Origin of the sequence: Enterobacter sp. CPE_E890 (genome assembly GCF_046521475.1) — a bacterium.
Classification (GTDB): Bacteria; Pseudomonadota; Gammaproteobacteria; order Enterobacterales; family Enterobacteriaceae; genus Enterobacter; species Enterobacter adelaidei.
In genome coordinates, this window is the sequence record NZ_JBKFZW010000001.1 from 4,078,051 (window position 1) to 4,101,113 (window position 23,063).

Here is a 23,063-nt window from a genome sequence, read left to right on the forward strand (position 1 = left end):
TCTTTCAACGCCTGTCACTCACAGGCAGATTTATGCTTCACTGCCCGCGACTAGCGCAGATCGCTGACCGCAATATGGTCCATATCATCGAAGACCTGGTTTTCGCCCACCATTCCCCAGATAAAGGTGTAGGCTTTCGTCCCTACGCCGGAGTGAATGGACCAGCTCGGTGAAATCACCGCCTGCTCGTTATGCATCACGATATGGCGCGTTTCCTGCGGCTGTCCCATCATGTGGAACACGCAGGCGTCCTCGTCCATGTTGAAATAGAAGTAGACTTCCATGCGGCGCTCGTGGGTATGGCACGGCATGGTGTTCCACAGGTTGCCCGGCGCGAGTTCGGTCAGCCCCATGCTGAGCTGGCAGGTCTCCAGCACATCCGGCACGAAGTATTTATTGATGGTGCGGCGATTGCTGGTGAGATTGTCGCCAAGCGTCACAGGGGCAACGTCTGCCGGAGTGACCTTCCTGGTTGGGTAGGTGGAATGAGCCGGGGCGCAGTTGTAGTAAAACTTCGCAGGCCTGCTGCCGTCGATGCTGGCGAAGATCACATCTTTCGCCCCTTTGCCCACGTAAAGCGCCTCGCGATGGCCAATCTCATAGCACTGTCCGTCTACGGTGATGGTACCCGGCCCGCCGATGTTAATCACACCCAGCTCGCGACGCTCGAGGAAATAGCTCACGCCCAGCTGTTTACCGACCTCACCGCCCACGGAGACGCTGCTCGTGACGGGCATAATCCCGCCCACAATAATGCGGTCGATATGGCTGTAGACCAGGGTGTACTTGTCGGCCTCGAACACCTGCTCGACTAAAAACTCATTGCGCAGCCCTTGAGTGTCCAGCGTTTTGGCGTGCGCACTGTGGATGCTTTGTCTGATGTCCACGATAACCTCCAGATGTGGTCATGCCCGAAGGCAGAAAATAAACGAAACAGCGTTCCGTTTTCTTGATGAGCACATACTATCGGCATAAAGTGGGCTTTTCAATTATATTTAAAACAACGTTTCATTTTTATTTTTGTTTGTATCGGAAATGACGTTCGGATCACGATAAATGGGGATTGAGAAACACAGCACCATAAAAAAACCTCCCGCAGGAGGTTTTTTAGAATGAGAAGAGGTTAACGTTCGATGGCCAGCGCCACCCCCTGCCCGCCACCTATACAGAGTGTGGCAATGCCTTTACGGGCGTTCCGCTTTTTCATTTCGTGGACCAGCGATACCAGGATCCGGCAGCCGGACGCACCAATAGGATGTCCCAGCGCGATCGCCCCGCCGTTGACGTTTACCCGCAGGGGATCCCACTCCAGCATTTTGCCGACCGAGATCGCCTGAGCGGCAAAGGCTTCGTTTACTTCGATCAGATCCACATCTGAGAGCTGCCACCCCGCACGATCCAGGCAGCGACGGGTAGCATACACCGGCGCGATCCCCATTAACGCAGGATCAACACCTACGCTGGCAAACGCCTTGATGCGGGCCATTACGGGGAGATCCAGCTCAAGGGCTTTGCTTTCGCTCATCATCATGACGGCCGCTGCGCCATCATTAATGGAGGAAGCATTTCCCGCCGTAACCGACCCCTGCATTTCAAAAGCAGGGTTAAGCCTCGCCAGACCTTCAGCGCTGGCGTCGGTACGCGGCTGCTCATCGGTATCCACCACGACAACCTCACCGTTCTGACGCTGCGTGCTGACCGGGACAATTTCATCGCGAAAACGGCCGGAATCAATCGCCGCGCGCGCCTTTTGCTGCGAGCTTAAGGCATAAGCATCCTGCAGCTCACGACTGATGCCGTATTCGCGCGCCAGGTTTTCCGCCGTCACACCCATATGATAATCATTGAACGCATCCCAGAGCCCGTCATGCACCAGGCTATCAAGCAACTGGCTGTTGCCTAACTGTGCGCCGGTACGGCTGTCGGTCAATACGTGCGGCGCGCGGCTCATGTTCTCTTGTCCGCCCGCAATGACCACATCCGCCTCACCGCACTGAATGGCTTGCGTTGCAAGATGTAGCGCTTTTAATCCTGATCCACAGACGTCGTTAATGGTGATTGCTGAGACGGTATTGGGCAACCCACCTTTCAGCGCCGCCTGGCGCGCAGGGTTTTGCCCGGCTCCGGCAGTCAGAACCTGTCCCAGGATCACCTCATCAATTTCATGGGCTGCGATCCCGCTACGTTCCACCAGCGCTTTTACTACCACGCTGCCCAGGTCAACCGCCGAGTGACGCGCAAGCGCTCCCTGAAAACAGCCGATAGCTGTACGCAACGCACCCACTATTACGACATCTTTCATCACGACCTCTGTGTTAAATGACATGACGATAGTAGAGGATTGTTACTGGCAATTATCTTAATTGTTTAAAAATAGTGAGTTTAATCACAAGGATCAGCGCGCATCCTGCAGATACTGCCGCAGCCAGCTTCCGGCAATACCTGGCGGGGATCGTTTATTCCATAGCAGATCGATCCCTGTCGCCCGCGGCCAGCCGGGAACATTGAGCTGTACCAACGATTTCGCGGCGGCAAATTCATCCACCAGTGCGCACGGCAACACGCACCAGCCAAATCCCTGTACCGCCATACTCAAGAGTAACAGGTAATTCGGGGCTGACCAGACGGGCCCGCGCGCGATCTCCGCCTCGCGCTCAAGATAGGTGCTCAGCCGCAGCTCTCGCCAGCCGTGCAGCTCGTCACGCTGAACGTCATGTTGTCCGGCGAGCGGATGCGTGGTCGCGACATAGATCGCCATGCGGGTCTGCATCGGCAGCCGGATGGCGCCGATATCCGTAGGATAACCGTCTCGCGCCTCGGTGAGGCCAATCTGCGCGCGCTCCTTTTGCAGGAGATCGATCACGTCCTCCTCCTCGCCAATCAGGCATTCGAATTCCGTATGAGGAAAGCGCCGGTCAAACTGGTTCATGAGATCTTCCAGCACATCCGGATTGAGGGTATCGGAAAGGACAAATGTCAGACGCGCCTCCGTTTGCGCCGTTAATGATACTGCCAGCTCATCAAGCCGCGTGCTGGCGGCGAGGATGGCCTGCACATAGCCCAGCACCTGCTCCCCTTGAGCCGTCAACACCGGCTGGCGCGCCGAGCGGTCAAAAAGCTCGAAACCCAGATCGGCTTCAAGATTGGCAATGGACGTGCTGATCGTCGACTGGCTTTTACGCAACCGGCGTGCGGCAGCAGAAAAAGAACCCGCCGCGACGGTTTCAACAAACGCAGTAAGGGCTTCGGGGGAATAGCGCATGATCTATCTACTTTTACGATGGATACCATCTTTAATATATCATCTTTAACGATAAAAATAGGCCCCATCAACGCCCATACTGGCGAATTAACGAGGTCTATGACTATGCAACACCAGGATGCACTCCAACGTAAACTGCCGGAGCGGATCTTTCATGCTGTCTGTTTTGAAGGGATTGCCACGGCGATCCTCGCCCCTACGGCGGCGTGGCTCATGCAGCGTTCCGTGGTTGAGATGGGCGGGTTAACCATTATTCTGGCCACCACCGCCATGCTGTGGAACATTATTTATAACTTCGGCTTCGACCGTTTCTGGCCTGTTCAGCGCGTCAAACGTACGGCAAAAGTCCGTGCACTGCATGCCCTGGGGTTCGAATGCGGGTTCATCGTGATCGGTCTGTCGATTGTCGCCGCCGTGCTGGGCGTCACGCTGCTAGAGGCATTCACGCTGGAAATAGGTTTCTTCCTGTTCTTCCTGCCTTACACCATGTTCTACAACTGGGCATATGACACGTTACGTGAAAAATTCATTAAGCGTCGTCAGCAAAGACGCGCCCTGGCAGGCTAACTCCCCCCTGGCCGGACGACTGGTCCGGCCAAACTCCGTCGAAGCAACTGCGCTCTCTACGCATAACTATGGTAAATTGCACTCCATTCCGATGGTTTGATAGTTGATACGTTGCTCTAATGTCGAAAATTTGGTCAAAAGATGAGACTCTCTGGAGTTTCGCTCTCTACGGCACGGCCGTGGGCGCAGGAACGCTGTTCTTGCCCATTCAGCTGGGCTCCGCAGGCGCTATCGTCCTGTTTATTACCGCCCTTGTGGCTTATCCGTTAACCTACTGGCCGCACCGAGCGCTGGCACAATTTATCCTGTCGTCGAAAACCAAAGGCAATGAAGGGATCACCGGCGCCGTATCGCACTATTACGGCAGGAAGATTGGCAATCTGATCACCACGCTCTATTTCATCGCCTTCTTTGTGGTGGTGCAGATTTATGCGGTGGCCATCACCAACTCGCTCACGGAGCAACTGGCAAAACACCTGACGGTGGATACCGCCGTTCGCGTACTGGTCAGCCTGGGGGTGGTGCTGGTTCTTAATCTGATCTTCCTGATGGGACGACATATCACGATAAAAGTGATGGGCTTCCTGGTGTTTCCCCTGATTGCCTATTTCCTGTTTGTCTCCCTGTATCTGACGGGAAGCTGGCAACCCTCGCTGCTCACCAGCCAGATGGCATTTGATCAACATACCCTGCATCAGGTATGGATTTCGATTCCGGTGATGGTTTTTGCTTTCAGCCATACCCCGATTATCTCAACGTTTACCGTTGACCGTCGTGAGAAGTTTGCTGACGGTGCTATGGATAAATGCAAGAAAATCATGAAGGTGGCGTACCTCATTATCTGCCTGAGCGTGCTGTTCTTTGTCTTCAGCTGCCTGCTCTCTATTCCACCGTCTTATATTGTGACCGCCAAAGAGCAAGGGGTTACGATCCTGTCCGCGCTGTCGATGATGCCTTCTTCTCCGGCATGGCTGGGTATTTCCGGGATTATCGTGGCGATTATTGCGATGTCGAAATCGTTCCTCGGCACCTATTTTGGCGTGATTGAAGGGGCGACGGAGATCGTGAAGTCGTCGCTGAATCAGGTGGGCGTGAAAAAGAGCCGCGCCTTTAACCGTGCAGTTTCCATTATCGGGGTGTCGTTAATCACCTTTGCGGTCTGCTGCATAAACCCGAATGCCATTTCGATGATTTATGCCATCAGCGGTCCGCTTATCGCCATGATCCTGTTTATCATGCCGACGCTGTCGACGTATCTGATCCCGTCCCTGAAACAGTACCGTTCCATTGGCAACCTGCTGACGCTGATCGTCGGCGTGCTGTGCGTGTCGGTGATGTTTGTCGGCTAATCCCTTTCGTGCCCGTCGCTCTGCCGGGCACGCCATTCAGTCTCGTCCTGTCGTATCCAGCGGAAAAGGCCTGTCCTGAACGACCGTTTTCATGACAAGCGTCGAGCGAAGATGCTGCACGCCCGGCAACGCTGAGAGTTTCTCGTCATAGAGTTTTTGAAATGCAGACAGGTCACGCGTCACAACGTGCATCAAATAATCGGGATCGCCAAATAAACGCTGTGCCAGCACGATTTGCGGTATCTCTTCCACCGCATCTTCAAAGGCGCTAACCGCTTTTCTGTCACCCTCTTTAAGCGTCGCAAATACTATCGCCAGGAAGTTAAATCCCATTTTGGCGGGATCGAGGCTGGCGCGGTATCCCGTTATGGCTCCGCTTTGCTCCAGCGCCCGCACGCGACGATGGCACGGCGAGAGGCTCAGATTCACCCGCTCTGCCAGCTCCGTAAGTGATAAACGACCGTCAGATTGCAGTTCCGCAAGAATTTTTCTATCAATGCTATCCATGTGGAAGATTTTCTCAGTTTCACCGTGTTATGAGCATAACATTGAAAGCCTATTTCGCAGGGTTAGCGATATTCTTTTTCTCAACGTTTGACGCACTGCGGGGGTCTTCAGGACGATGGAAATGAGTATTGTGGCCGGCTTTTGGGTGGTTTCTTTTCTGCTTATTATGACGCCGGGGGCGGACTGGGCCTATGCCATTAGCGCCGGAATTAACGGTCGACGCGTGGTCCCGGCTGTGATGGGGCTGATGTCCGGTCATCTGCTGGCTACGATGATAGTGGTTGCGGGCGTGGGCGTTTTAATTGCTCAACATCCAATGGCGTTAGCCGGGCTGACCGTGGCGGGAGCCCTGTATCTCCTGTGGCTTGGCATAACGTTATTGCGTCACCCAGCCGCACCGGAAAAGGCCACCCGCCATACGGGAAACTGGACACAGTGGGCGGTGAAAGGACTCTGTATTAGCGGCCTAAACCCGAAAGTTTTTTTGCTGTTCCTGGCCCTGCTTCCGCAATTTACAGACCCAACCGGAAGTTGGTCGATAGCGATGCAGATGTCTGCGCTTGGGATGATGCATCTTATCACCTGTACGCTGGTCTACCTGCTGGTGGGGTATGGCTCGAAAGCCGTGCTGGCGACCCGGCCACAGGCGGCGCGTCTGGTGAGCAGAGCATCGGGAGGGTTGATGGTGCTGATAGCGATGGTATTGCTGTTTGAGCAGGCAAGATAAAAAACACCGGCCATCGCCGGTGTTACTTACGCCCGAATATCGTCATATTCCCGCGTATTATCAAACTCATGTTTAGCAAACGGGCACAGCGGAATAATTTTACGGTTCTCACCGCGCATCTTCTCCACCACTTTCGCCACCAGCTGTTTGCCAACGCCCTGCCCTTTCAGGCTCGGATCGACGTCGGTGTGCTCAATAATGCTCAGGTGCTCGCCGGTCGGTACGAAAACAATCTCCGCGACCTGATTTCCGTGGGCATCGTTCACGTAAAACTTGTTATGGCCTTCCAGAATATCCATGGTTCCTCGCTTATTTTTGGCGATACTTCAACGCACCGCTCGGGCAGGTATCAATCACACGTACAACCGTTTCAACGTCCACTTCATCGGGAATGATCCACGGTTTACGTTTCAGGTTAAACAGCTTAGCGCTTCCGCGTACGCAGTTACCTGAGTGTTTACAGATCCCGGTATTGAAGTAAACATCAATTTTCTCGCCGGTATAGGCCCGGTAACCTGCATCCAGTAGTTCTTTATCCATGACATTGCCTCTGTAATTATTCTGGTATGAAATGAAGCATAGCCTTACGCGATCCCGATGGCTATTACACCGAAAACGAAAAGCCAGGTCACAACTCTTTTCATGCCGGATTGCGCGCCCCTGATGTGCATGTCAGGCTCCGCAAATGTCTCACTTTTAAATGGCTACCGCAGGTTGAATGAAACGCAGACTCTCTTTTCAGGTAAAGCTTTTTTTAGCGCTGGTGTGCTTCTCCTGCCTGCTGTTAGTTCTGCTGGGAACGATCCTGTTTCATTTTATTGACCGACAGCTCCATCACGATCTTGGCCAGCGCGCCAGGGTTCAGGCCAGTCAGATCGCGCTGATGCCGGGTCTGGCGGCAATGGTTGCGGCCCGAGATATCCCCGGCATTGCCCGGTTAATTCAGCCGCTGCGTGCCGAAAGCGATGCCAGCTATATTGTGATTGGCGATCCCCAGGAACAGCACCTTTATCATTCTGAATCCCCGGAGCGGATTAATTTACCGATGATCGGTGGGGATAATGCCGAGGTGTTAAAAGGCAAAACCATTATTTCCGTGCGCCAGGGCGGAATCGGGGTTTCACTGCGCAGCAAAGCCCCCATCTTTAACGCACAGCACCAGGTGATTGGCATTGTCTCCGTCGGCTATCTGACCTCATATATCGCCAATATTAATGCCCGCATTCTCTGGCAATCCGGGTTGTACGGTGCAGGTCTTCTGCTGCTGCTGTTTATTTTCTCATGGCTGTTTACCCGCAATCTTAAAAAGCAGATGTTCCGGCTTGAACCAAAAGATATTGCTCAACTGGTTTTGCAGCAAAGAGCGTTGCTGGAAGCCATGTATGAAGGGATATTCGCCATTAATAAAGATAAACAGTTGATTCTCATTAACCGTGCGGCACGCGAGATGCTGGATATTCGGCAAAGTGAGAAAGACCTTATCGGCAAACCGCTGGAAGATGTTCTGCAAACCTCCCCGGGATTCCTGTCTCAGCGCTACGCTTCGGTGAGCAGCGGCAACCACGACCAGATTGCGGTGCTTAATCAGCGAGAGGTGATCGTTAACCGCGTGGCGATCGAGGTTGAACCGGGTGTCGAGAGTGGTTGGGTATATAGCTTTCGCGACAAAAACGACATTAACACGCTTAGCAGCCAGCTCAGTCAGATCAAGCGCTATGCGGATAACCTGCGCATTATGCGCCACGAACAGCTGAACTGGACCGCCACGCTGGTGGGGTTGCTGCAAATGAAACACTACGACGAGGCAATCCGTTACATCCAGGTGCAGTCAGAAGGGGCTCAGCGCGTGCTGGACTTTGTCTCTGCCCGTTTTGTTTCTCCGGCGTTGTGTGGACTGCTGTTAGGAAAATATGTCAGCGCACGCGAAAAAGGCATTGAACTGCTGTTTGATCCCGCCTGTCAGCTCACCCGCATGCCAGCCACCCTCAATGAAACGGAGCTGATGTCCATTATTGGTAATCTGCTGGATAACGCCGTGGATGCAACCCTGAAAGCGCCGGTGCCTGCACCTGTTGAGCTCTACATTTCTGACCGCAATCAGGAGTTATTGATAGAGGTGGCTGACCGTGGCTGTGGGGTGGATGATACGATGAAGCCGCATATCTTCCGCCAGGGGTTCAGCAGTAAACCAGACAGTGAGAACGACATTGTCGGCACCGAGCACGGTATTGGTCTGTTTCTGGTGGCAGGATATATCGATAAGGCTGGCGGCAGTATTGAGATTGCCGACAACACGCCACAGGGCACTATTTTTTCTGTGTTTATTCCGAATGGGCAACAGCATGACCCGACCACTTGATGTTGTGATAGTTGAAGATGAACCGCACCTGGCGGAGCTGCATCGCGAGTATATCGAGCAAAATTTCCTTTTGCGCGTGGTGGGCATCGCCGCGTCCATTGAGCAGGCCTGTAGCCTGATTCGTCAGCATCAGCCGCGGCTAATTTTGCTGGATAACTATCTTCCGGACGGTAAAGGCGTGGAGTTAATCGACAACCCACTGCTAAAAAGCTACGAATGCTCGGTGATCTTCATCACCGCCGCCAGCGATATGCAAACCTGCAGCCATGCCATGCGCAGCGGTGCGTTCGACTATCTGATTAAGCCCGTCTTTTTCCAGCGTCTGCACGCCTCTCTTGAGCGGTTTATGCGCTTCATCCATACCGTGCAGCAGGTGAAGGTGGTCGACCAGCATGCACTGGATCGCCTGTTTAACCTGCCTGCCGCGGAATCGTCCGTTACACCGTCGACGAAAGGGATTGAGCCCCAAACGCTGGAACGGATGAAACAATTTTTCGCCGACAATCCCGACAGGGCGATGTCGGTGGAAGAGGTAGTGGAGAACGTCGGGATCAGTAAAACCACGGGACGTCGCTATCTTGAATACTGCGTGGAGAGCGGGTTAATCAGCATCGAAATGCTGTATGGCAATATTGGTCATCCGCGAAGGTTGTACCGCAAAGCCGCCGATCAACCGTAATCCGAAACCGTTCACAGGCTAACGTTCGCGGATTTTATGGTGTTAATTGCTGAAACGACGGCAACAATCACACTTCGGAATCATTGCCCGCTTCACCCTATTGTGGGTGGAGCCCACTGCGCTATGTTGACAATTAGTTCCTCAAATGTAACTAAAAGGTTAACTATAATGTCGAACACGTTCCGAATTTCTCTGCTTACCGCTATTGTACTGTTCTCTGCTTCTGCACTGTCTGCCCTGCCGCAGGGCTATCCTGCTGAGTATCAAAAAGTTGTTGATGCCGCAACGAAAGAGGGCAAGGTTGTTATCTACTCCACCACCGACATCAAAGCTGCCGGGCCGCTGATCCAGGGCTTCGAAAAAACCTACCCGGGCATCAAAGTTGAATACAACGACATGAACAGCACCGAGCTGTACAACCGTTTCATCAGCGAACAGGCCTCAGGTGGTGTGAGCGGCGACGTGGTCTGGAGCTCATCCATGGACACCGGTCTGAAGCTCGCCACCGACTACGCCATGGAGTACAAATCTCCGGAGCAAAGCCAACTGCCGAAATGGGCGGTCTGGAAAGATAAGGCATACGGCACCACCTATGAGCCGGTGGTCTTTATCTACAACAAGCGTCTGATCCCGGCCGGCGACGTGCCGGACTCTCACACCGCGCTGGCGAAGCTGATTGCCAGCCAGACGGACAAATTCAAGGGCAAAGTCACCACCTACGACATCGAAAAATCGGGTCTGGGCTTTATGCTTTCAGTCCAGGATCACAATGCCGACCCTAATTACTTCAAAACCCTGGCAGACGTTGCCAAAGGTGGTTTATCGGTACAGTCGTCTACCGGTACCATGATGGAGCGCGTCTCCTCCGGTGAAAACCTGATCGGCTTTAATATCCTCGGATCTTATGCGGAAGCACGTGCGAAGAACGATCCGTCGCTCGGCATTTCCTATCCAAAAGATTACACCCTGGTGCTGTCGCGCGTGTCGTTCATCAGCCAGCAATCGCAAAACAGCAATGCGGCAAAACTGTGGCTGGACTATGTGCTGTCTGAACAAGGGCAAAACATTCTGGCAAACCAGGCTGACATTCCGTCCATTCGTAACGATATCGAAGGGAAAAATGATATCGACGGCCTGACCAAAATCCTCGGCAACGCGCTGAAGCCGATCCCGGTTGATGAAACGCTGCTGGAATACCTGCAGCCGAAAAAACGCCTGGAGTACATCAAAGAGTGGCGTACCGCCGCCGGCAAATAAGCGTCTGAGCGCGGCGCAGGCCGCCGCGCTCCCTTATCGACTGAGTTCGTTTTTCTGGGCTGCAACACCAGGGATACCCCATGAATACATTACGCAGAAAGTGGCAAAGCCTGCCGCGAGGCATCGTCGTGCTGATAACCGCCCTGGTTATCTACACGCCGCTGTCGTTTATCGTGATACAGAGCTTCCTGTCCGCCCCGTTCTTTTCGCCGTCAAAAGAGTGGAGCTTTGAATCATTTGAGTTTATTTTCACCGACCCTGATTTTTATAAAGCCCTGAAAAGTGGTTTTATTCTTGCTTTCGGGCTGGTCTTTATCTCTATTCCGTTGGGCGGCGTGCTGGCGTTTCTGATGGTGCGTACCGACCTGCCCGGTCGCCGGTTGATTGAGCCGCTGATCCTGGTCCCGATTTTCGTTTCACCGATGGTACTGGGCTTCGGCTACGTGGTGGCCGCGGGTCCGGTAGGCTTTCTCTCCCAGTGGGCTGAGGCGCTGATTGGCTTTGTGCCGTGGAATATCTACGACATGTCGAGCATTGTGGTCATCGCCGGTCTGACGCACGTCCCGCATGCCTATCTGTATATCTCGTCAGCGCTGCGCAGCGTGGGTTCCGATGTGGAAGAGGCCGCGCGCACCGCGGGGGCGTCGCCCTGGCAGGTGATGACCTCCGTTAGCCTGCCGATGGTGCGCCCGTCCATTCTGTACGCCACCGTGCTGCTGTTCTTCCTGGGGCTGGAAGTGTTCGGCCTGATGCTGGTCCTCGGCGACCCGGAAGGCAACATGGTGCTGGCGACCTATCTCTATAAGCTGACGAACAAGATGGGTACCCCATCCTATAACCTGATGGCGGCGGTTGCGGTGGTGCTGATCTGCATCACCATCCCGCTGGTGATGCTCCAGCGTCGCCTGATGCGCACCGCCAACCGCTTCGTCACCATGAAGGGAAAAGCCTCTCAGGCCCGCGCGCTACCGTTGGGTAAATGGCGCTGGGTTGCTGGCGCGGTGATTGCCTTCTGGCTCACCGTCACCATCGGCGTTCCGCTGCTCGGCGTGGTATTGCGCGCGTTTATCTCCAACTGGGGCGTGGGCGTTTCGCTGTGGGATGAGCTCTCTCTGAACACCTTCCGCACCATCTGGGCGCAGCCCAACCTGCTGCGCGCCATCGTCAACTCCATGGCGATTGGCGTGATTGGCGGCGCGCTGGCGGTGGTCTGCTACCTGTTTGTCGGCATTGCCATGCACCGTAAACCGGATAACACCACGCGTTTCCTGGACTACAGCGTGCTGGTACCGCGCGCCGTGCCTGGCCTGCTGGCGGGTCTGGCATTCCTGTGGGTGTTCCTGTTCCTGCCGATGTGGCTGGATAACGCGCTGAAATCCGGCTGGCTTTCCGGGTTTGCCTGGACGGACTGGATGCGCGAAAACGTCATCGTCTGGCTGCGTTCACTGCGCAGCACCATTTTCAGCGTCTGGCTGGCCTATACCGTGGTGTGGATGGCTTACGGGCTGAGGCTCATCTCTTCCACGCTGCTGCAGGTAGGGCCGGAGCTTGAAGAAGCGGCGCGCAGCACCGGGGCAACGCGTGGCCAGATCACCCGTCACGTTACCATTCCGCTTTCCCGCTACGGTCTTATTGGTTCGTGGCTGCTGATGTTCCTGATCTTTGAACGCGAATACTCAACGGGTGTGTACCTGCTTTCGCCCGGCACGGAAACCATCGGCTCGATGCTGGTTTCCCTTTGGGCTGCGGGTGCCATTGATATCGTGGCGGCGCTCTCTTTCATTAACATCCTGCTGGTCGTGGTAGGTCTGGGCATTGCTCTTCGTTTCGGAGTCAAAATACATGATTGAATTAGCGGTTGACGATCTGCACTTAACCTACGGCGACAATCAAGTTTTAAAAGGTGTCTCCATGAACCTCAAGCGCGGCGAAGTGGTCTCCCTGTTAGGCCCTTCCGGCAGCGGCAAAACCACCCTGCTTCGTGCAGTAGCGGGCCTGGAGAAACCCACCCAGGGTTCGATTATTATTGGCAAAAACAAAGTTTACGACGGCACGCCGCGCAGTGAGGTCCCTGCGGAAGAGCGTAACCTGGGGCTGGTGTTCCAGTCCTATGCCCTGTGGCCGCACAAAACCGTTTTTGAAAACGTGGCTTACCCGCTCAAACTGCGTAAAGTGTCGGCCAAAGAGATCCAGCAGCGCGTGCAGGATGTGCTGGATCAGCTTGGTCTGGGGCATCTTGGCAAACGTCACCCGCACCAGCTCTCCGGCGGACAGCAGCAGCGCGTGGCGATTGGCCGGGCGCTGGTGTACAACCCGCCGGTGATTTTGCTGGACGAGCCGCTTTCTAACCTCGACGCCAAGCTGCGCGAAGAGGCCCGCGTGTTCTTGCGCGAGCTGATTATCAAGCTCGGGTTATCGGCACTGATGGTGACGCACGACCAGAACGAAGCAATGTCCATTTCTGACCGCATCCTGCTGCTCAACAACGGTAAAATTGAGCAACAGGGCACGCCGCAGGAGATGTATGGCTCGCCGAAAACGCTGTTTACCGCCGAGTTTATGGGCAGCAACAACCGCCTACACGGCAAGGTCACCGAAGTACGCGACGGCAAAGCGCGTATCGAAGGAAAAGGCTGGGTGCTGTGGGGCCAGGCGGGCGAAGGGGTACAAAGCGGTGATGAAGCCACGGCGGTGATCCGCGTCGAGCGCGTGGCGGTGGTCGAGGGACCTGGGGAAAATCAGCTTGAGCTGCCGCTGCTCACCAGCATGTATCTTGGCGACCGCTGGGAGTACCTGTTCCGCACGGCGGGGGATGATTTTGTAATCCGCGCGTATGGGCATGAGGTTCGCGACCCGCAGCACTGCCATCTTTCGCTGCCTGAGAAGCATGTTTGGGTGTTCCCGAAAGGGTGATTGTGTGAGAAAAGGCTGCGGGATGCGGCCTTTTCTGTTTGTGTATGTGTCTTGGCTGTTGCGCCGTCGGGATAAGTTCCGCGCTGAGTATTCCGATAAGTTCTCAGGCAAGGATACCAATCGACCAGGGTTGGCAGCTTGCCTGGCATTTCTGCATAAAGGTGACACTCTCCACGTCCACAGCCTCGACCGCTTAGGTTGTAATACGCTGAACATTCTGGAGTTGGTCAAACAATTGAATGATCGAGGGGTGGCAGTTCGCTTTCATAAGGAGGGGATCACGGCAGACATTACCAGCACAATAGGAAAGATGATGCTCACTATGCTGTCAGCAGTTGCCACTTGTAAGCGTGAGTTGATGTTGGAACGTAAGCGAGAGGCGAAAGCAGTGAACCCTGCAAAGCGTGGTAAAGGTAAAGCAGTAGACCGTGCAGGTATTGTCTCAGCGCTTGCGGCTGGCGGCTGGCGGCTCTGTGCGCAATGTAGCGAAGGATTTCAACGTCAACACATCCACTGTGAAGCGCATTAAAGCAGAGCAAGAGGCGTGATAATCCCTGATACTTGCCGTTTTCTGGCATCAGAATGGGGTGGCCTTCAATCAGGTCGTTCAATCCCTCTCGCAATGGCGCAAGTAAAAAACGAACATGCAAAAACAGCTTAGTGTTTACGCTGGCACTACTTCCAACCTTGGTCCAAGCAGGAAAATGAATTTTATTAATCACCGCCATAAGCCAACCATTCGTCATAAGTAAGTCTGAACGTTAAAGATGTTGGCTCGTTGTCGGTTTTCTCGGATCTCTCAACGAATCTCATCCCAACCTTTTCAAGTACTCTCTTAGACGCGAGATTATCCTCCCAAAGGAAAGCTGAAATGTCTTTTAAACCTACTTCATCAAACCCATAGCTAATAGCTCTTCTGGAAAGCTCAGTAGCATACCCTTTGCCCCATTCATTAGGCTCGAATCTGTAACCGAGATTGTTAATCAGCTTCCCATCGGTATCACTTACAAAAAAACCACCAAAACCAATGATTTTATTTGGGTTGTCTTTAGTCATTATCGCCCAATCATTAAAGCCGTAGAGAGTTGTATTTGTTATCCGTTTTTCCAGAGAATTTCTGGACTGCTGAATATCGCGATGTGGGCCAGCCGGGTTACAAACATTTGTTTCTGGATTGGCGTAAATACGAAACAAGTCCTCCAAATCTGACATCACAGCATGCCTGTATAGCAGCCTTTCCGATTCCCAGAACATTTTACCTCCTCAGTAGTCTTTTGAGGTGGCAGGGGCCGCCAACCACCAGGAAGCCAGCTTCATTTGCTTATGATGTGGTTACAGGCTTTGAGAGTATAATGCGAGGAGGCGCCCCCCCTTCCCTTAGTGTTACTTAACTCAAATTTAACCACGCTTACACGCTGATTTTGTTACATTTTCTCATTTACTCGCCAGAGCCAAAAGACTACACTTTCCGCATGGACTTACAAGTAACATAAGGATAAGGATGAATGGCCGTTGGTCACTTTTTATTCAGAGGTGATAAGACAGTTTGCGGTGGTAGGATTCTCGAAGGATTCCCTGACCATCAATTTTTCGGTAAAGACATGGCATGTGAAGGCCATCAAGTAACCTGTGGTAAACATCCAGGCCGTTACCGTATCTGTGGCGGTCTTGATACCGATGATATACATGGAAAAAGGATAGCCGGAACACTGCACAGCCGTAGCTCCTGCCCCTGCAAATCACGTTTTATTCCTTCCATCTTTGACACTTACGAGTTATCTACGGGACAAACGGAAACCAACGCTGCTCAATCCCACAACGTTGAATTTCCCGTTCTCCCCGGCCCGATAGCAGGTCCTGAAACTGATAATTTTGCTGACACCTGCAAGCCAGAAGATAATCAGCTATTGAACGGCGTTTACATCTGGACTGAAACCACGGATGCAGGACACGCTTTCGTATCCGTACATCAGAATAATTCAATCTACGTTTACACCTACGGGCGCTTTGGTCGAAAAGGCCCCGCCACACTTACAGGTGATGGGATTCTTAACTTCCTAACTGGTGATGATGCTCGCCTTTACTATCGTGAAGAACTCTACAAAGTTCGGGCAAGAGTATTCCAGATCGATGACGTTACACCCGAAGAAACCCGCAGAATTTTTGAATCTCTATGGAACTCAGGTACGACTCCCGTATTCACAAATTCAATGGGGGAACGCACCAAACGAAACGGAAAAGTGATAGACGTTTACGATCTCACCGGGAGCAACTGCACCACTCATACAGTGAAAGCTATCAGAAAGGCAGGGACCAATATCTTCGATACCAGCTACACATCAACAACGACACAGCTTCGTATCGACAATGAAGAAGATTTCACTATCCCTGTATCATTACAGCGTTACTTGACGGAGAAGAGCGACTCTCTGTCCTCAATGAACGTTATAGAAGTTACCAGCAAATTCAGGGAGCAGTATCCGAATATCGACCACTTCAAGCCAAATTCTGAGAGCCTGACAGGTCGAGTGGAGGAAGGGCTTGCTAATAGTGCATCAACGGTTGGATCATCTTCGGGTTATTCTGGCGGAACTATTGGCGGCGTTTTAGGTGGTTCGTATGACATTGACGAATAGAGCAAAGGCTATCCTTCGATGGGGAGGCATTGCTTTAGTATTCGCCATCTACTCTATCGCCTTGATGATACCAGTGCTTGATTTTGGGCTAACCCGGAAATACAACGGCCCCCCTTCAACTGGTCAGATGGAAGCCCGTTTATGTGAAGCGATCATAGATGACTTATCGCGGTCAGTGGATAACCTCTTAATTACTGCATTTGTCGGTAGTGCCATTTGTATTGTTTTGATCTTGCTCATCTTCAAGAAAGTAAGATGACCGCCAAAGGCTGGAAGTCTCCAGCCTTTCCCCTTCTCCCTGGTTATAGACAATAGAGGCCATAAAGCCCCGTTAGTGGTAAGAAGACAAGCGGAGCGTAGCGACTTCATCAGATTGTCAGAAGGATCACACCTTATCAGGGTGCTCGTGTACCGTTAGGAGCGTAAGCGAAGCGCTAGCAGAGCCGGATCTGTAGCTACCGGGGCATTACCACTATTCACCTGTTTACGTGGCTCATGGGGCCACGCATCGGGCTTAAAATGCGTGTGATCATTCTGTCCGGGAGTTATGCCTGGTATGCGGCTTTTTGTTCGTTGTTGTGCTGTCGCGGTAAGAACCAGGAACCACCGCCAGCGTGATGATATGCTCCCTTGTACCACAGACCAATCACGCGACAGATGCGGGCGTAGAACAATGAGTAGTTTAAGTTGTACCTGCTTAAGCAGGGCAACGTAACTAACTGATAAATCATAACTTGTTGATTTATCAGGAGACTGGAGCGGGCGAAGGGAATCGAACAAAGAAGCCCAAGAGCCTTGAAAGATCTCAACATTGGTAGTTGATAGCGGAGATTTTAGAGGATCTTTCTCATGTCTATCAAGGGCCAATCTTATCTTTATCCAACTGCGGAAGGAGTCTGGATGTTTCAGATCTTCATTCCGGTGTACATGCGGCACATTTTCGGCGGGAAACGTCTGTACCGGAAATCAACGGGAACCAAAGACCTTAACGCCGCTAAACACTTCCGTAACCACATGCTGATTGAGTGGAAGACGCTCAAGGAACAGTATTCCCCGGACACAGAGGAACGGCGTATTCAAAACGCCATAGCCGGATTGCATAAGCAAACCAAGCTACGCGCCCCACTCCAGACAGTGCCAACGTTAACCGCTATCCGCGATCAATACGCTGAAAAATACAGTGATAAGCGCTCATTCTCGACGCTGGCTAAATCGGCTCGCGCCGTAGAGGTGTTTCTTGCTTCGCTTGACCGTGCAGACATTCAGATCACGGAGATCAGACGGTCACAAGTGGCGATGTTTATCAATCAGCAGGACAAGAAAGCCCCACAGACCGTGCAGAACTGGCTAACGTGCTTGGGGAGCCTGTACGAGTACGCGCGGAGAGGTTACGACGACATAGCACCAGATAACCCGTTTCACGGTCATAACCTCGAAGCACGTCGAACCATCGAGAGCTATCAGCCGTTTGAGCCTGATCAGATGCAAAATCTACTGGATGCAGCAGAGCCGGAGATCAGAAACATTGTAATCATGGGGCTGTTTTCAGGATGCCGCCTTGATGAACTGGCAAGCCTTAAGAAGTCGGAGATCCAGACGGTGGAAAATGTACGTTGTTTCTACATCTCGAAGTCAAAGACCAAAGCGGGGGTACGGTACGTCCCTATTCACTCCCGATTAGCTGCAATTGTTGACGAATACCTGAGCCACGGTTATGGCGAATACCTGTTCCCACAGGCTAACAAGATTAACCGCGCTGACGGTAAGAAAGGCCCATTCTATTCTCAAGCGTTCACCAGACTACGCCGTCGTGTTTTGCCTACAGCAACAGATCGTCAATGCTTCCACAGCTTGCGCGGGATGTTCATCACCTGCTTAGACCGTGCCGGGGTGCAGGAAACAAGGATCGGCAGCATTACGGGCCATACTGAGCAAAAAGCCAAAACGGAAGCCTTCCGCACCTATTCACAGGGGGCGAGCATGGAAGAGTTAAAAAAATATGTGGAATTAGTTGAATTTTCATGGTAGATGGTATTGACATTTAAGGTAGAAGTATGCTACCCTACACACAAGTTACGAGCGTAAGCGAGTGGGTTTATTCTCCTGAAAGGAGAGAGTTACCTTTGTACAATAGTATTCTTCCATGACAGTCATGGAAGAGAGTGTATGTCTGTTCCTGTATGTCAATGTACTACTCAGGTATACACTTCACCTCTGATCAGAACTAACGATTAACTTACCCCTGATAAATCTCTTCTTGTTACTCTTTGGTGTGTGATGCTGGTCACTGATTATCAATCCACCAGCCCTCCCAGATGCTGATTGCAATACGCTGAACTACGTTATGAACATCTACGGGTGATTGATCAGGTATACCGTTAACAATCCAATGGTTCCCCCTCTACCGAATACCGATCCATTAGCTGTTCTGTCTGCATCTTGTTGTGGAAGTCGCAAAGCCTCCCAGAACGAGCTACAAGCCTGTCTCCCTGACATTCACCATGCGCACATCCCTTGAAAGAAAGCAGCACAGAGCGCAGCAGACGAAGCGTGAACAGCATTCGGAACAATGCACATCGAGCAGCCCATGGTAAGCCGCCGCCCTTCTCACTGCGTCCTTTAACTTTGTACTGGTGCAATGACATTTACCAGCAAGTTCCCCTGCAACATCCATAAGATGATTCCCTGGGCATAAGCGGCACTGCCTGACGTTGTGGACATCACCACCAGCCCCCGATCAAATGACCACGCACTACTACGGGCCGTTCTCTTTGACAGCTTCGCTGTATTCCCGCTATCCACTTTCAACTATGCAGAACCAGACAACACACCCAACAACCCACACTTTAACACAAAAGTCAACACAAATAGCTTGACAAAAAGTGCTTTTTCCTGTATTATAAATCATGTAGGGAAGAAATGCTGAAACGGTGCTCATTCGTCGCATGGTATGAGCGAACCCTATCTGGGAATACACGCGAGATCTCGCCGCCGTTTATAGAATCTACTCCCCCACCGCTATTCCCCATAGTAGCAAGCATGACCGTGCGCAACGTCGCACACTCTCCGCAGAATAAAGCCTCCAGGTTGCCGAATGTTTTTCTCCTTAGCCCAGAACCCGATCTGGGTGGTTGTGTTGGACATTTGGATCAATCCTTCCTGGGGGCTTTCCTGCATTTGAACATAAGGAAAATCAGTACAGTTGAAAAGTCAGACATTAAAAACCATTGCCGAATGGCTCCCCCGCTTTGAGTTCCACGTTTACCGCGACAGGCTGCGCCAGTACGGAATGCCAACCACCCCGCAACGAGTGGCGTTTATCTACTGGGCAGAAGAAGTGATGAACCACTGCTTCACCTGGGATGATTTCGTAAACGAATGGAGCAATGGCAACGACCACCGCGAGATCAACAAGTGGCTGCAATCCGGGTTTATCGGAATGGAATACTACGAAGGGCGCGTTCATTACGTCACGTCTTACCTCGTAGGGGGAAAGAGTCCATTTTATTGCCCACGCTGCAACCGCATCAACATCAAACGCCTCTTAGAAATCAAGGAGAAACAAAAGAATGACTAAACTACCAGCCGCATTAATGCGTGAAGTAAAAGCAGAATTTAAGGCCCAGCGCGAAAGTTACGTTGCGGGACACATTGAAACCCATCTGGCTGATGTGTTCAGCATCTCAGACTTTTACCCAGTGATCCTCACCATGCTACAGCAAGCTATCCTCGACGGGTACACCATAGCCGACTATGACCGCCAGCCGTTCTATAACGCCGGGGAACCTGCAATTCGCATTGTGTTAAACCGCAAGCAAGATGAAATCGAGGCTGACCGTACTGCCCTCACCGCAGAGGCAGAAGCCCAGCTTATGGCGTCCCTTACGTCTCAAGCAGAAGAATATTACGCCCAAGCCGTAGTCGAAGAGGAACGCCGTCAACGTGCAGAAGCAGCCGCGCAAGCCGCAGCAGCAGCCGAGGCCCAGACTTTCGCCAGCCGTTTACGTGTCGCTCTCGCAGAGACTTCGAAGTAAGGGACAGGTTATGTTCATTCACTATGCGCAGAAACGAAACACGTTAAAGCTGGCCCAGAAAAACGCCCACGCCTACCGCCAAATGATGACCGCCGAGCAGAACGGCAAAGATTTTATAACAGGCTCACCACTGACAGATCCGGTTATTGACCATGACCACAGAACGGGGCTTTGCCGGCTTATCCTGAACCGGGTGACGAACGCCATTGAAGGCGATTTTAATCGCATCTTATCCGGCATTGCCTACCGCGAAGACTTTACCCCGCTCCTGTGGGAAGTGTATTTCGGTCATCATAGCGACCTTTACGACGAGTTATACGACGCAGCGCTCGAACGCAGAAACGGTTATCTGAAAGAAGATGACTTCGGATTTATCTTAAAACAGTTTGCGGTGTATTACGCCGTCCGCTTTGACCAACTTCACCACCTGGAGTATTACCGATGACCAAAAACCCGCAACAATCCTTAGCCTGGTTAAAGCACTATTGGAACCACCAGCGACAGGAAGAAGTGCAGAAATCAGAAATCAAGCTCGAACCACTGAACAAGCCCGTGTTATTCGATAAGGTAGTTGACCGCCTCACCATTGGTGAATTCTATCAGTGGCTCTTATCAGAGGGTTACATCTTCAAAGCTAAGGATGACAAATAATGTTGAAACTCATTATTGCACGCGATGTGCTCAACTGGATTGATGCAAACAAGGGCGAGGACAGCCGCCCTACCTTCATTATAAAAACTTTACGAAATGCTATGAACGAGGGCATGGATGACACAAAAGCAACAAATAAGAACACTGATTGACCATTTACAAGCAGAAAAATACGCGTTTATCAGCGCCCAAGGTAAAATACTCCTCCACCACGTCCCCACTAACACCAATCATGGAACGGACATTCTCCGCAGGTTATTCAAACTGGCTACTGGTGCAAGGTGGCAGCAACATTATTTAGATGATCTGCTGGTCGAAGTACCTTTCATCATGGTGCAGGACTTTAATCCAGCGAAGCCATGCGGCATCGATCAGAATGGAACACTGAACATGTTCAGGACGTGGCGCAGCGACAAGCCACCAGCGGCAGATCTCACCCTATGGCTTGAGTATCTGGCGAGGCTTTTCCCAGACCAGGCAGACCGCGACACAGTGAGCGCATACATGGCGCACATGTTCCAGCACCCGGAACAGCGCCCGAGCTGGCACATCGTTATTCCGAGTGATACCGGGACAGGCAAAGGTTTTTTGTTCAATCAAATCCTCTCGCCGCTCCTGATGCACCAGACAACGCTTTACTCCAACTACGGCACCCTGATGGGCGTCCACAATGATGCGATGGCCCGAACAATCCTGATCCTGTTCGATGACCCACCGCCAGCCAAACATAACATGGCAGATCGGTTAAAAAGCATCCAGACTGAACCGATGATCGAGATTAACAGGAAGTATGAGCAGCCTCGAAAGGTAGCCACTTACACCCGGTTTTTCACGTTCAGCAACAGCGAGAGTCCGATTGAAGTGGAGGCGAATGATCGCCGCCATTACTGCACCCATTACATACGCCACCGGGTGAACAGGGAAGAAACAGCAGTGTTTATTGCCCGTCTTGCTGATTGGCTCGCCGTGGGCGGTCTGGAAGCCGTACACGCCTGGCTAATGGCTTACCCGTTGGAATCCTTCAATCCGTATCGCCCACCGTTCAGCGTGGCACTTGAGCGCATGAAACAGGCCAGCATAAGCGAAGAGCAGAACGAAGCGGAGATCTTCACCGGAGAAAATCCGGCGTTTGCATTCCAGGCATTCCATGACGCTTGCCCATCCTTCCCGCGAGCACAGGACGCGAGTCAATGGCTACGTGATAACGGGTACATGAGCGCCAGAGTGAACACCCGCGCCGGGTTAAAATCAGTCTGGTATCGAGCGCCGCAGGACGGCAGCAGCAAGATCCCGGAGAGCGTTCTCTCCTGGTTTGTTGATAAGTATTACCCGACCCAATGATCAGGGCTACAGGGCTATGATTTTAGCCCTGCATTTTGAAACCCGCGCCACCACTGGTCTGATCAGGGCTACAAGGCTAACAGGGCTATTTATCAAGTATTCTTAGATCTTTATCGACTTCACCGTTTTCATAACGGGGAGAGGAGACTCCCACCAGAGTTTCCCGCAAGGCATTAGCCGCCCCATTTCAGCCGCTCGCCGTGACGTTCGTCATGGTGTAGCGATCTGCTGAACAAGTATTGAAAAGCAAAACTTTAAATCACTCATACAGCGAGTCTGTACTTGCGCCCCATCCGGGCGGCGATGCCAGCCGCACACATTCCAGCCCGAAGTGCTCCAGCACACCGCCAGGGCTTCAAAAATAATCACAATTCCAACTTAGGAGGCCATCAGATGGCACGACGCAAAAACGCAGTATTCGAAGACTTTTTCCAGAACGGGCGCAAGGCGCAACGGTTAGAAGAGGTTGAGCGCCAGCTAATAAACGCAGACCACCAGCACAGCCGCCAGCTTGAAGCGGAGGAGTGCAGCGCGGAAAACATGGAAGACCATTTTCCTCGTATTATTCCAAATACGCCGCTCATCGAGTGGCTACCGGGCTACTACATCCATCGCCTTGAGTGGGAAGCGTACCGCGACGGGCGCAGCGTGATAGACGCGCAAGAACCGCGCCAGACGGTTGACCCGGAGCTAATCTCGTACCAGTGGAATCACTTTGTAGTTAACTCACGCTTTCCGTGGAAGCTGGAAGATCACGCCATCGTTTACACCTTCGTTTAGC

At 52.4% G+C, this 23,063-nt stretch carries 25 protein-coding genes; 18 read left to right on the forward strand and 7 right to left on the reverse strand.

The window, feature by feature from the left end; all coding sequences use genetic code 11:
- Positions 1-50 precede the first annotated feature (50 nt).
- The 3 genes from kduI to ACLHV9_RS20125 all read right to left on the reverse strand — a co-directional run bounded on the left by kduI (position 51) and on the right by ACLHV9_RS20125 (position 3,262).
- On the reverse strand, positions 51-887 hold the full coding sequence (kduI, locus tag ACLHV9_RS20115) for a 5-dehydro-4-deoxy-D-glucuronate isomerase (RefSeq protein ID WP_208594057.1): 837 nt from the start codon (positions 885-887) through the stop codon (positions 51-53).
- Between the two features lie 236 nt (positions 888-1,123).
- Positions 1,124-2,302: an acetyl-CoA C-acetyltransferase gene (locus ACLHV9_RS20120; protein WP_028016932.1), complete on the reverse strand. Its 1,179-nt coding sequence runs from the start codon at positions 2,300-2,302 to the stop codon at positions 1,124-1,126.
- 93 nt (positions 2,303-2,395) lie between these two features.
- Entirely contained in the window at positions 2,396-3,262 is an 867-nt protein-coding gene (locus ACLHV9_RS20125) for a LysR family transcriptional regulator (RefSeq protein WP_407221014.1), read from the reverse strand.
- 105 nt (positions 3,263-3,367) lie between these two features.
- On the opposite strand from ACLHV9_RS20125, the gene ACLHV9_RS20130 reads away from it, so the two are divergent.
- Together ACLHV9_RS20130 and ACLHV9_RS20135 are read left to right on the forward strand one after the other, a co-directional pair.
- The gene (locus ACLHV9_RS20130) at positions 3,368-3,829 is read left to right on the forward strand and encodes a multidrug/biocide efflux PACE transporter (protein WP_028016934.1); all 462 of its coding nucleotides are present in this window, start codon (positions 3,368-3,370) and stop codon (positions 3,827-3,829) included.
- Positions 3,830-3,948: 119 nt separating this feature from the next.
- On the forward strand, positions 3,949-5,178 hold the full coding sequence (locus tag ACLHV9_RS20135) for an amino acid permease (RefSeq protein WP_407221015.1): 1,230 nt from the start codon (positions 3,949-3,951) through the stop codon (positions 5,176-5,178).
- A 36-nt stretch (positions 5,179-5,214) separates the two neighbouring features.
- Here the strand turns inward: ACLHV9_RS20135 and ACLHV9_RS20140 are convergent, their stop codons facing one another.
- On the reverse strand, positions 5,215-5,685 hold the full coding sequence (locus ACLHV9_RS20140; protein WP_407221016.1) for an Lrp/AsnC family transcriptional regulator: 471 nt from the start codon (positions 5,683-5,685) through the stop codon (positions 5,215-5,217).
- Between the two features lie 115 nt (positions 5,686-5,800).
- Here ACLHV9_RS20140 and ACLHV9_RS20145 point away from each other — a divergent pair, with 115 nt between their 5' ends.
- Positions 5,801-6,412, forward strand: coding sequence for a LysE family translocator (locus ACLHV9_RS20145; RefSeq protein WP_028016937.1), 612 nt, complete (start codon positions 5,801-5,803; stop codon positions 6,410-6,412).
- Positions 6,413-6,438: 26 nt separating this feature from the next.
- Here ACLHV9_RS20145 and ACLHV9_RS20150 read toward each other — a convergent pair whose 3' ends face one another.
- Together ACLHV9_RS20150 and yjdI are read right to left on the reverse strand one after the other, a co-directional pair.
- On the reverse strand, positions 6,439-6,711 hold the full coding sequence (locus ACLHV9_RS20150) for a GNAT family N-acetyltransferase (RefSeq protein WP_028016938.1): 273 nt from the start codon (positions 6,709-6,711) through the stop codon (positions 6,439-6,441).
- Positions 6,712-6,721: 10 nt separating this feature from the next.
- Complete coding sequence (yjdI, locus tag ACLHV9_RS20155) at positions 6,722-6,952, reverse strand: 4Fe-4S mono-cluster protein YjdI (protein ID WP_008499689.1); 231 nt, start codon at positions 6,950-6,952, stop codon at positions 6,722-6,724.
- 178 nt (positions 6,953-7,130) lie between these two features.
- Between yjdI and ACLHV9_RS20160 the strand changes: the two genes are divergently transcribed.
- From ACLHV9_RS20160 to ACLHV9_RS20185, 6 genes are all read left to right on the forward strand, one after another.
- Positions 7,131-8,771, forward strand: coding sequence for a sensor histidine kinase (locus ACLHV9_RS20160; RefSeq protein WP_108090404.1), 1,641 nt, complete (start codon positions 7,131-7,133; stop codon positions 8,769-8,771).
- Positions 8,755-9,450, forward strand: coding sequence for a response regulator (locus tag ACLHV9_RS20165; RefSeq protein WP_108090751.1), 696 nt, complete (start codon positions 8,755-8,757; stop codon positions 9,448-9,450). Before ACLHV9_RS20160 ends, ACLHV9_RS20165 begins: the two co-directional genes overlap by 17 nt.
- 168 nt (positions 9,451-9,618) lie before the next feature.
- The gene (locus ACLHV9_RS20170) at positions 9,619-10,707 is read left to right on the forward strand and encodes an ABC transporter substrate-binding protein (RefSeq protein ID WP_108090405.1); all 1,089 of its coding nucleotides are present in this window, start codon (positions 9,619-9,621) and stop codon (positions 10,705-10,707) included.
- 80 nt (positions 10,708-10,787) lie between these two features.
- Entirely contained in the window at positions 10,788-12,557 is a 1,770-nt protein-coding gene (locus ACLHV9_RS20175) for an ABC transporter permease (protein ID WP_028016942.1), read from the forward strand.
- The gene (locus ACLHV9_RS20180) at positions 12,550-13,620 is read left to right on the forward strand and encodes an ABC transporter ATP-binding protein (RefSeq protein WP_407221017.1); all 1,071 of its coding nucleotides are present in this window, start codon (positions 12,550-12,552) and stop codon (positions 13,618-13,620) included. Before ACLHV9_RS20175 ends, ACLHV9_RS20180 begins: the two co-directional genes overlap by 8 nt.
- 22 nt (positions 13,621-13,642) lie before the next feature.
- Positions 13,643-14,149, forward strand: a complete 507-nt coding sequence (locus ACLHV9_RS20185; protein ID WP_410375987.1) for a recombinase family protein — start codon at positions 13,643-13,645, stop codon at positions 14,147-14,149.
- Between the two features lie 185 nt (positions 14,150-14,334).
- On the opposite strand, the gene ACLHV9_RS20190 is transcribed toward ACLHV9_RS20185, so the two are convergent.
- The gene (locus ACLHV9_RS20190; protein ID WP_108090407.1) at positions 14,335-14,874 is read right to left on the reverse strand and encodes a GNAT family N-acetyltransferase; all 540 of its coding nucleotides are present in this window, start codon (positions 14,872-14,874) and stop codon (positions 14,335-14,337) included.
- A 251-nt stretch (positions 14,875-15,125) separates the two neighbouring features.
- Between ACLHV9_RS20190 and ACLHV9_RS20195 the strand changes: the two genes are divergently transcribed.
- From ACLHV9_RS20195 to ACLHV9_RS20235, 9 genes are all read left to right on the forward strand, one after another.
- Positions 15,126-16,256 carry a PAAR domain-containing protein gene (locus ACLHV9_RS20195; protein ID WP_108090408.1) on the forward strand — a complete coding sequence of 377 codons (1,131 nt, stop codon included), beginning with the start codon at positions 15,126-15,128 and terminating at the stop codon, positions 16,254-16,256.
- An 849-nt stretch (positions 16,257-17,105) separates the two neighbouring features.
- The gene (locus ACLHV9_RS20200) at positions 17,106-18,284 is read left to right on the forward strand and encodes a tyrosine-type recombinase/integrase (protein WP_124752825.1); all 1,179 of its coding nucleotides are present in this window, start codon (positions 17,106-17,108) and stop codon (positions 18,282-18,284) included.
- A gap of 1,174 nt (positions 18,285-19,458) precedes the next feature.
- The gene (locus ACLHV9_RS20205; protein ID WP_124752827.1) at positions 19,459-19,833 is read left to right on the forward strand and encodes a hypothetical protein; all 375 of its coding nucleotides are present in this window, start codon (positions 19,459-19,461) and stop codon (positions 19,831-19,833) included.
- Positions 19,826-20,290 carry a hypothetical protein gene (locus ACLHV9_RS20210; RefSeq protein WP_124752829.1) on the forward strand — a complete coding sequence of 155 codons (465 nt, stop codon included), beginning with the start codon at positions 19,826-19,828 and terminating at the stop codon, positions 20,288-20,290. Before ACLHV9_RS20205 ends, ACLHV9_RS20210 begins: the two co-directional genes overlap by 8 nt.
- 10 nt (positions 20,291-20,300) lie before the next feature.
- Positions 20,301-20,735, forward strand: coding sequence for a hypothetical protein (locus ACLHV9_RS20215; protein ID WP_124752831.1), 435 nt, complete (start codon positions 20,301-20,303; stop codon positions 20,733-20,735).
- Entirely contained in the window at positions 20,732-20,941 is a 210-nt protein-coding gene (locus ACLHV9_RS20220; protein ID WP_124752833.1) for a hypothetical protein, read from the forward strand. The genes ACLHV9_RS20215 and ACLHV9_RS20220 overlap by 4 nt, the downstream gene beginning before the upstream one ends.
- Positions 20,941-21,093, forward strand: coding sequence for a hypothetical protein (locus ACLHV9_RS20225; protein ID WP_162750120.1), 153 nt, complete (start codon positions 20,941-20,943; stop codon positions 21,091-21,093). The genes ACLHV9_RS20220 and ACLHV9_RS20225 overlap by 1 nt, the downstream gene beginning before the upstream one ends.
- A complete protein-coding gene (locus ACLHV9_RS20230; RefSeq protein WP_124752835.1) occupies positions 21,059-22,282 on the forward strand; it encodes a primase-helicase family protein in 1,224 nt (407 codons plus the stop codon). Before ACLHV9_RS20225 ends, ACLHV9_RS20230 begins: the two co-directional genes overlap by 35 nt.
- A gap of 393 nt (positions 22,283-22,675) precedes the next feature.
- Positions 22,676-23,062, forward strand: coding sequence for a hypothetical protein (locus tag ACLHV9_RS20235; protein ID WP_124752837.1), 387 nt, complete (start codon positions 22,676-22,678; stop codon positions 23,060-23,062).
- Position 23,063: the final 1 nt, after the last annotated feature.

Coding starts and splice junctions, on each gene's coding strand:
- ACLHV9_RS20120 (WP_028016932.1), bottom strand. CDS start 2,302: ATGAAAGATGTCGTAATAGTGGGTGCGTTGCGTACAGCTATCGGCTGT.
- ACLHV9_RS20125 (WP_407221014.1), bottom strand. CDS start 3,262: ATGCGCTATTCCCCCGAAGCCCTTACTGCGTTTGTTGAAACCGTCGCG.
- ACLHV9_RS20130 (WP_028016934.1), top strand. CDS start 3,368: ATGCAACACCAGGATGCACTCCAACGTAAACTGCCGGAGCGGATCTTT.
- ACLHV9_RS20135 (WP_407221015.1), top strand. CDS start 3,949: ATGTCGAAAATTTGGTCAAAAGATGAGACTCTCTGGAGTTTCGCTCTC.
- ACLHV9_RS20140 (WP_407221016.1), bottom strand. CDS start 5,685: ATGGATAGCATTGATAGAAAAATTCTTGCGGAACTGCAATCTGACGGT.
- ACLHV9_RS20145 (WP_028016937.1), top strand. CDS start 5,801: ATGGAAATGAGTATTGTGGCCGGCTTTTGGGTGGTTTCTTTTCTGCTT.
- ACLHV9_RS20150 (WP_028016938.1), bottom strand. CDS start 6,711: ATGGATATTCTGGAAGGCCATAACAAGTTTTACGTGAACGATGCCCAC.
- yjdI (WP_008499689.1), bottom strand. CDS start 6,952: ATGGATAAAGAACTACTGGATGCAGGTTACCGGGCCTATACCGGCGAG.
- ACLHV9_RS20160 (WP_108090404.1), top strand. CDS start 7,131: ATGAAACGCAGACTCTCTTTTCAGGTAAAGCTTTTTTTAGCGCTGGTG.
- ACLHV9_RS20165 (WP_108090751.1), top strand. CDS start 8,755: ATGACCCGACCACTTGATGTTGTGATAGTTGAAGATGAACCGCACCTG.
- ACLHV9_RS20170 (WP_108090405.1), top strand. CDS start 9,619: ATGTCGAACACGTTCCGAATTTCTCTGCTTACCGCTATTGTACTGTTC.
- ACLHV9_RS20175 (WP_028016942.1), top strand. CDS start 10,788: ATGAATACATTACGCAGAAAGTGGCAAAGCCTGCCGCGAGGCATCGTC.
- ACLHV9_RS20180 (WP_407221017.1), top strand. CDS start 12,550: ATGATTGAATTAGCGGTTGACGATCTGCACTTAACCTACGGCGACAAT.
- ACLHV9_RS20185 (WP_410375987.1), top strand. CDS start 13,643: ATGCGGCCTTTTCTGTTTGTGTATGTGTCTTGGCTGTTGCGCCGTCGG.
- ACLHV9_RS20190 (WP_108090407.1), bottom strand. CDS start 14,874: ATGTTCTGGGAATCGGAAAGGCTGCTATACAGGCATGCTGTGATGTCA.
- ACLHV9_RS20195 (WP_108090408.1), top strand. CDS start 15,126: ATGGCCGTTGGTCACTTTTTATTCAGAGGTGATAAGACAGTTTGCGGT.
- ACLHV9_RS20200 (WP_124752825.1), top strand. CDS start 17,106: ATGTCTATCAAGGGCCAATCTTATCTTTATCCAACTGCGGAAGGAGTC.
- ACLHV9_RS20210 (WP_124752829.1), top strand. CDS start 19,826: ATGACTAAACTACCAGCCGCATTAATGCGTGAAGTAAAAGCAGAATTT.
- ACLHV9_RS20215 (WP_124752831.1), top strand. CDS start 20,301: ATGTTCATTCACTATGCGCAGAAACGAAACACGTTAAAGCTGGCCCAG.
- ACLHV9_RS20220 (WP_124752833.1), top strand. CDS start 20,732: ATGACCAAAAACCCGCAACAATCCTTAGCCTGGTTAAAGCACTATTGG.
- ACLHV9_RS20225 (WP_162750120.1), top strand. CDS start 20,941: ATGTTGAAACTCATTATTGCACGCGATGTGCTCAACTGGATTGATGCA.
- ACLHV9_RS20230 (WP_124752835.1), top strand. CDS start 21,059: ATGACACAAAAGCAACAAATAAGAACACTGATTGACCATTTACAAGCA.
- ACLHV9_RS20235 (WP_124752837.1), top strand. CDS start 22,676: ATGGCACGACGCAAAAACGCAGTATTCGAAGACTTTTTCCAGAACGGG.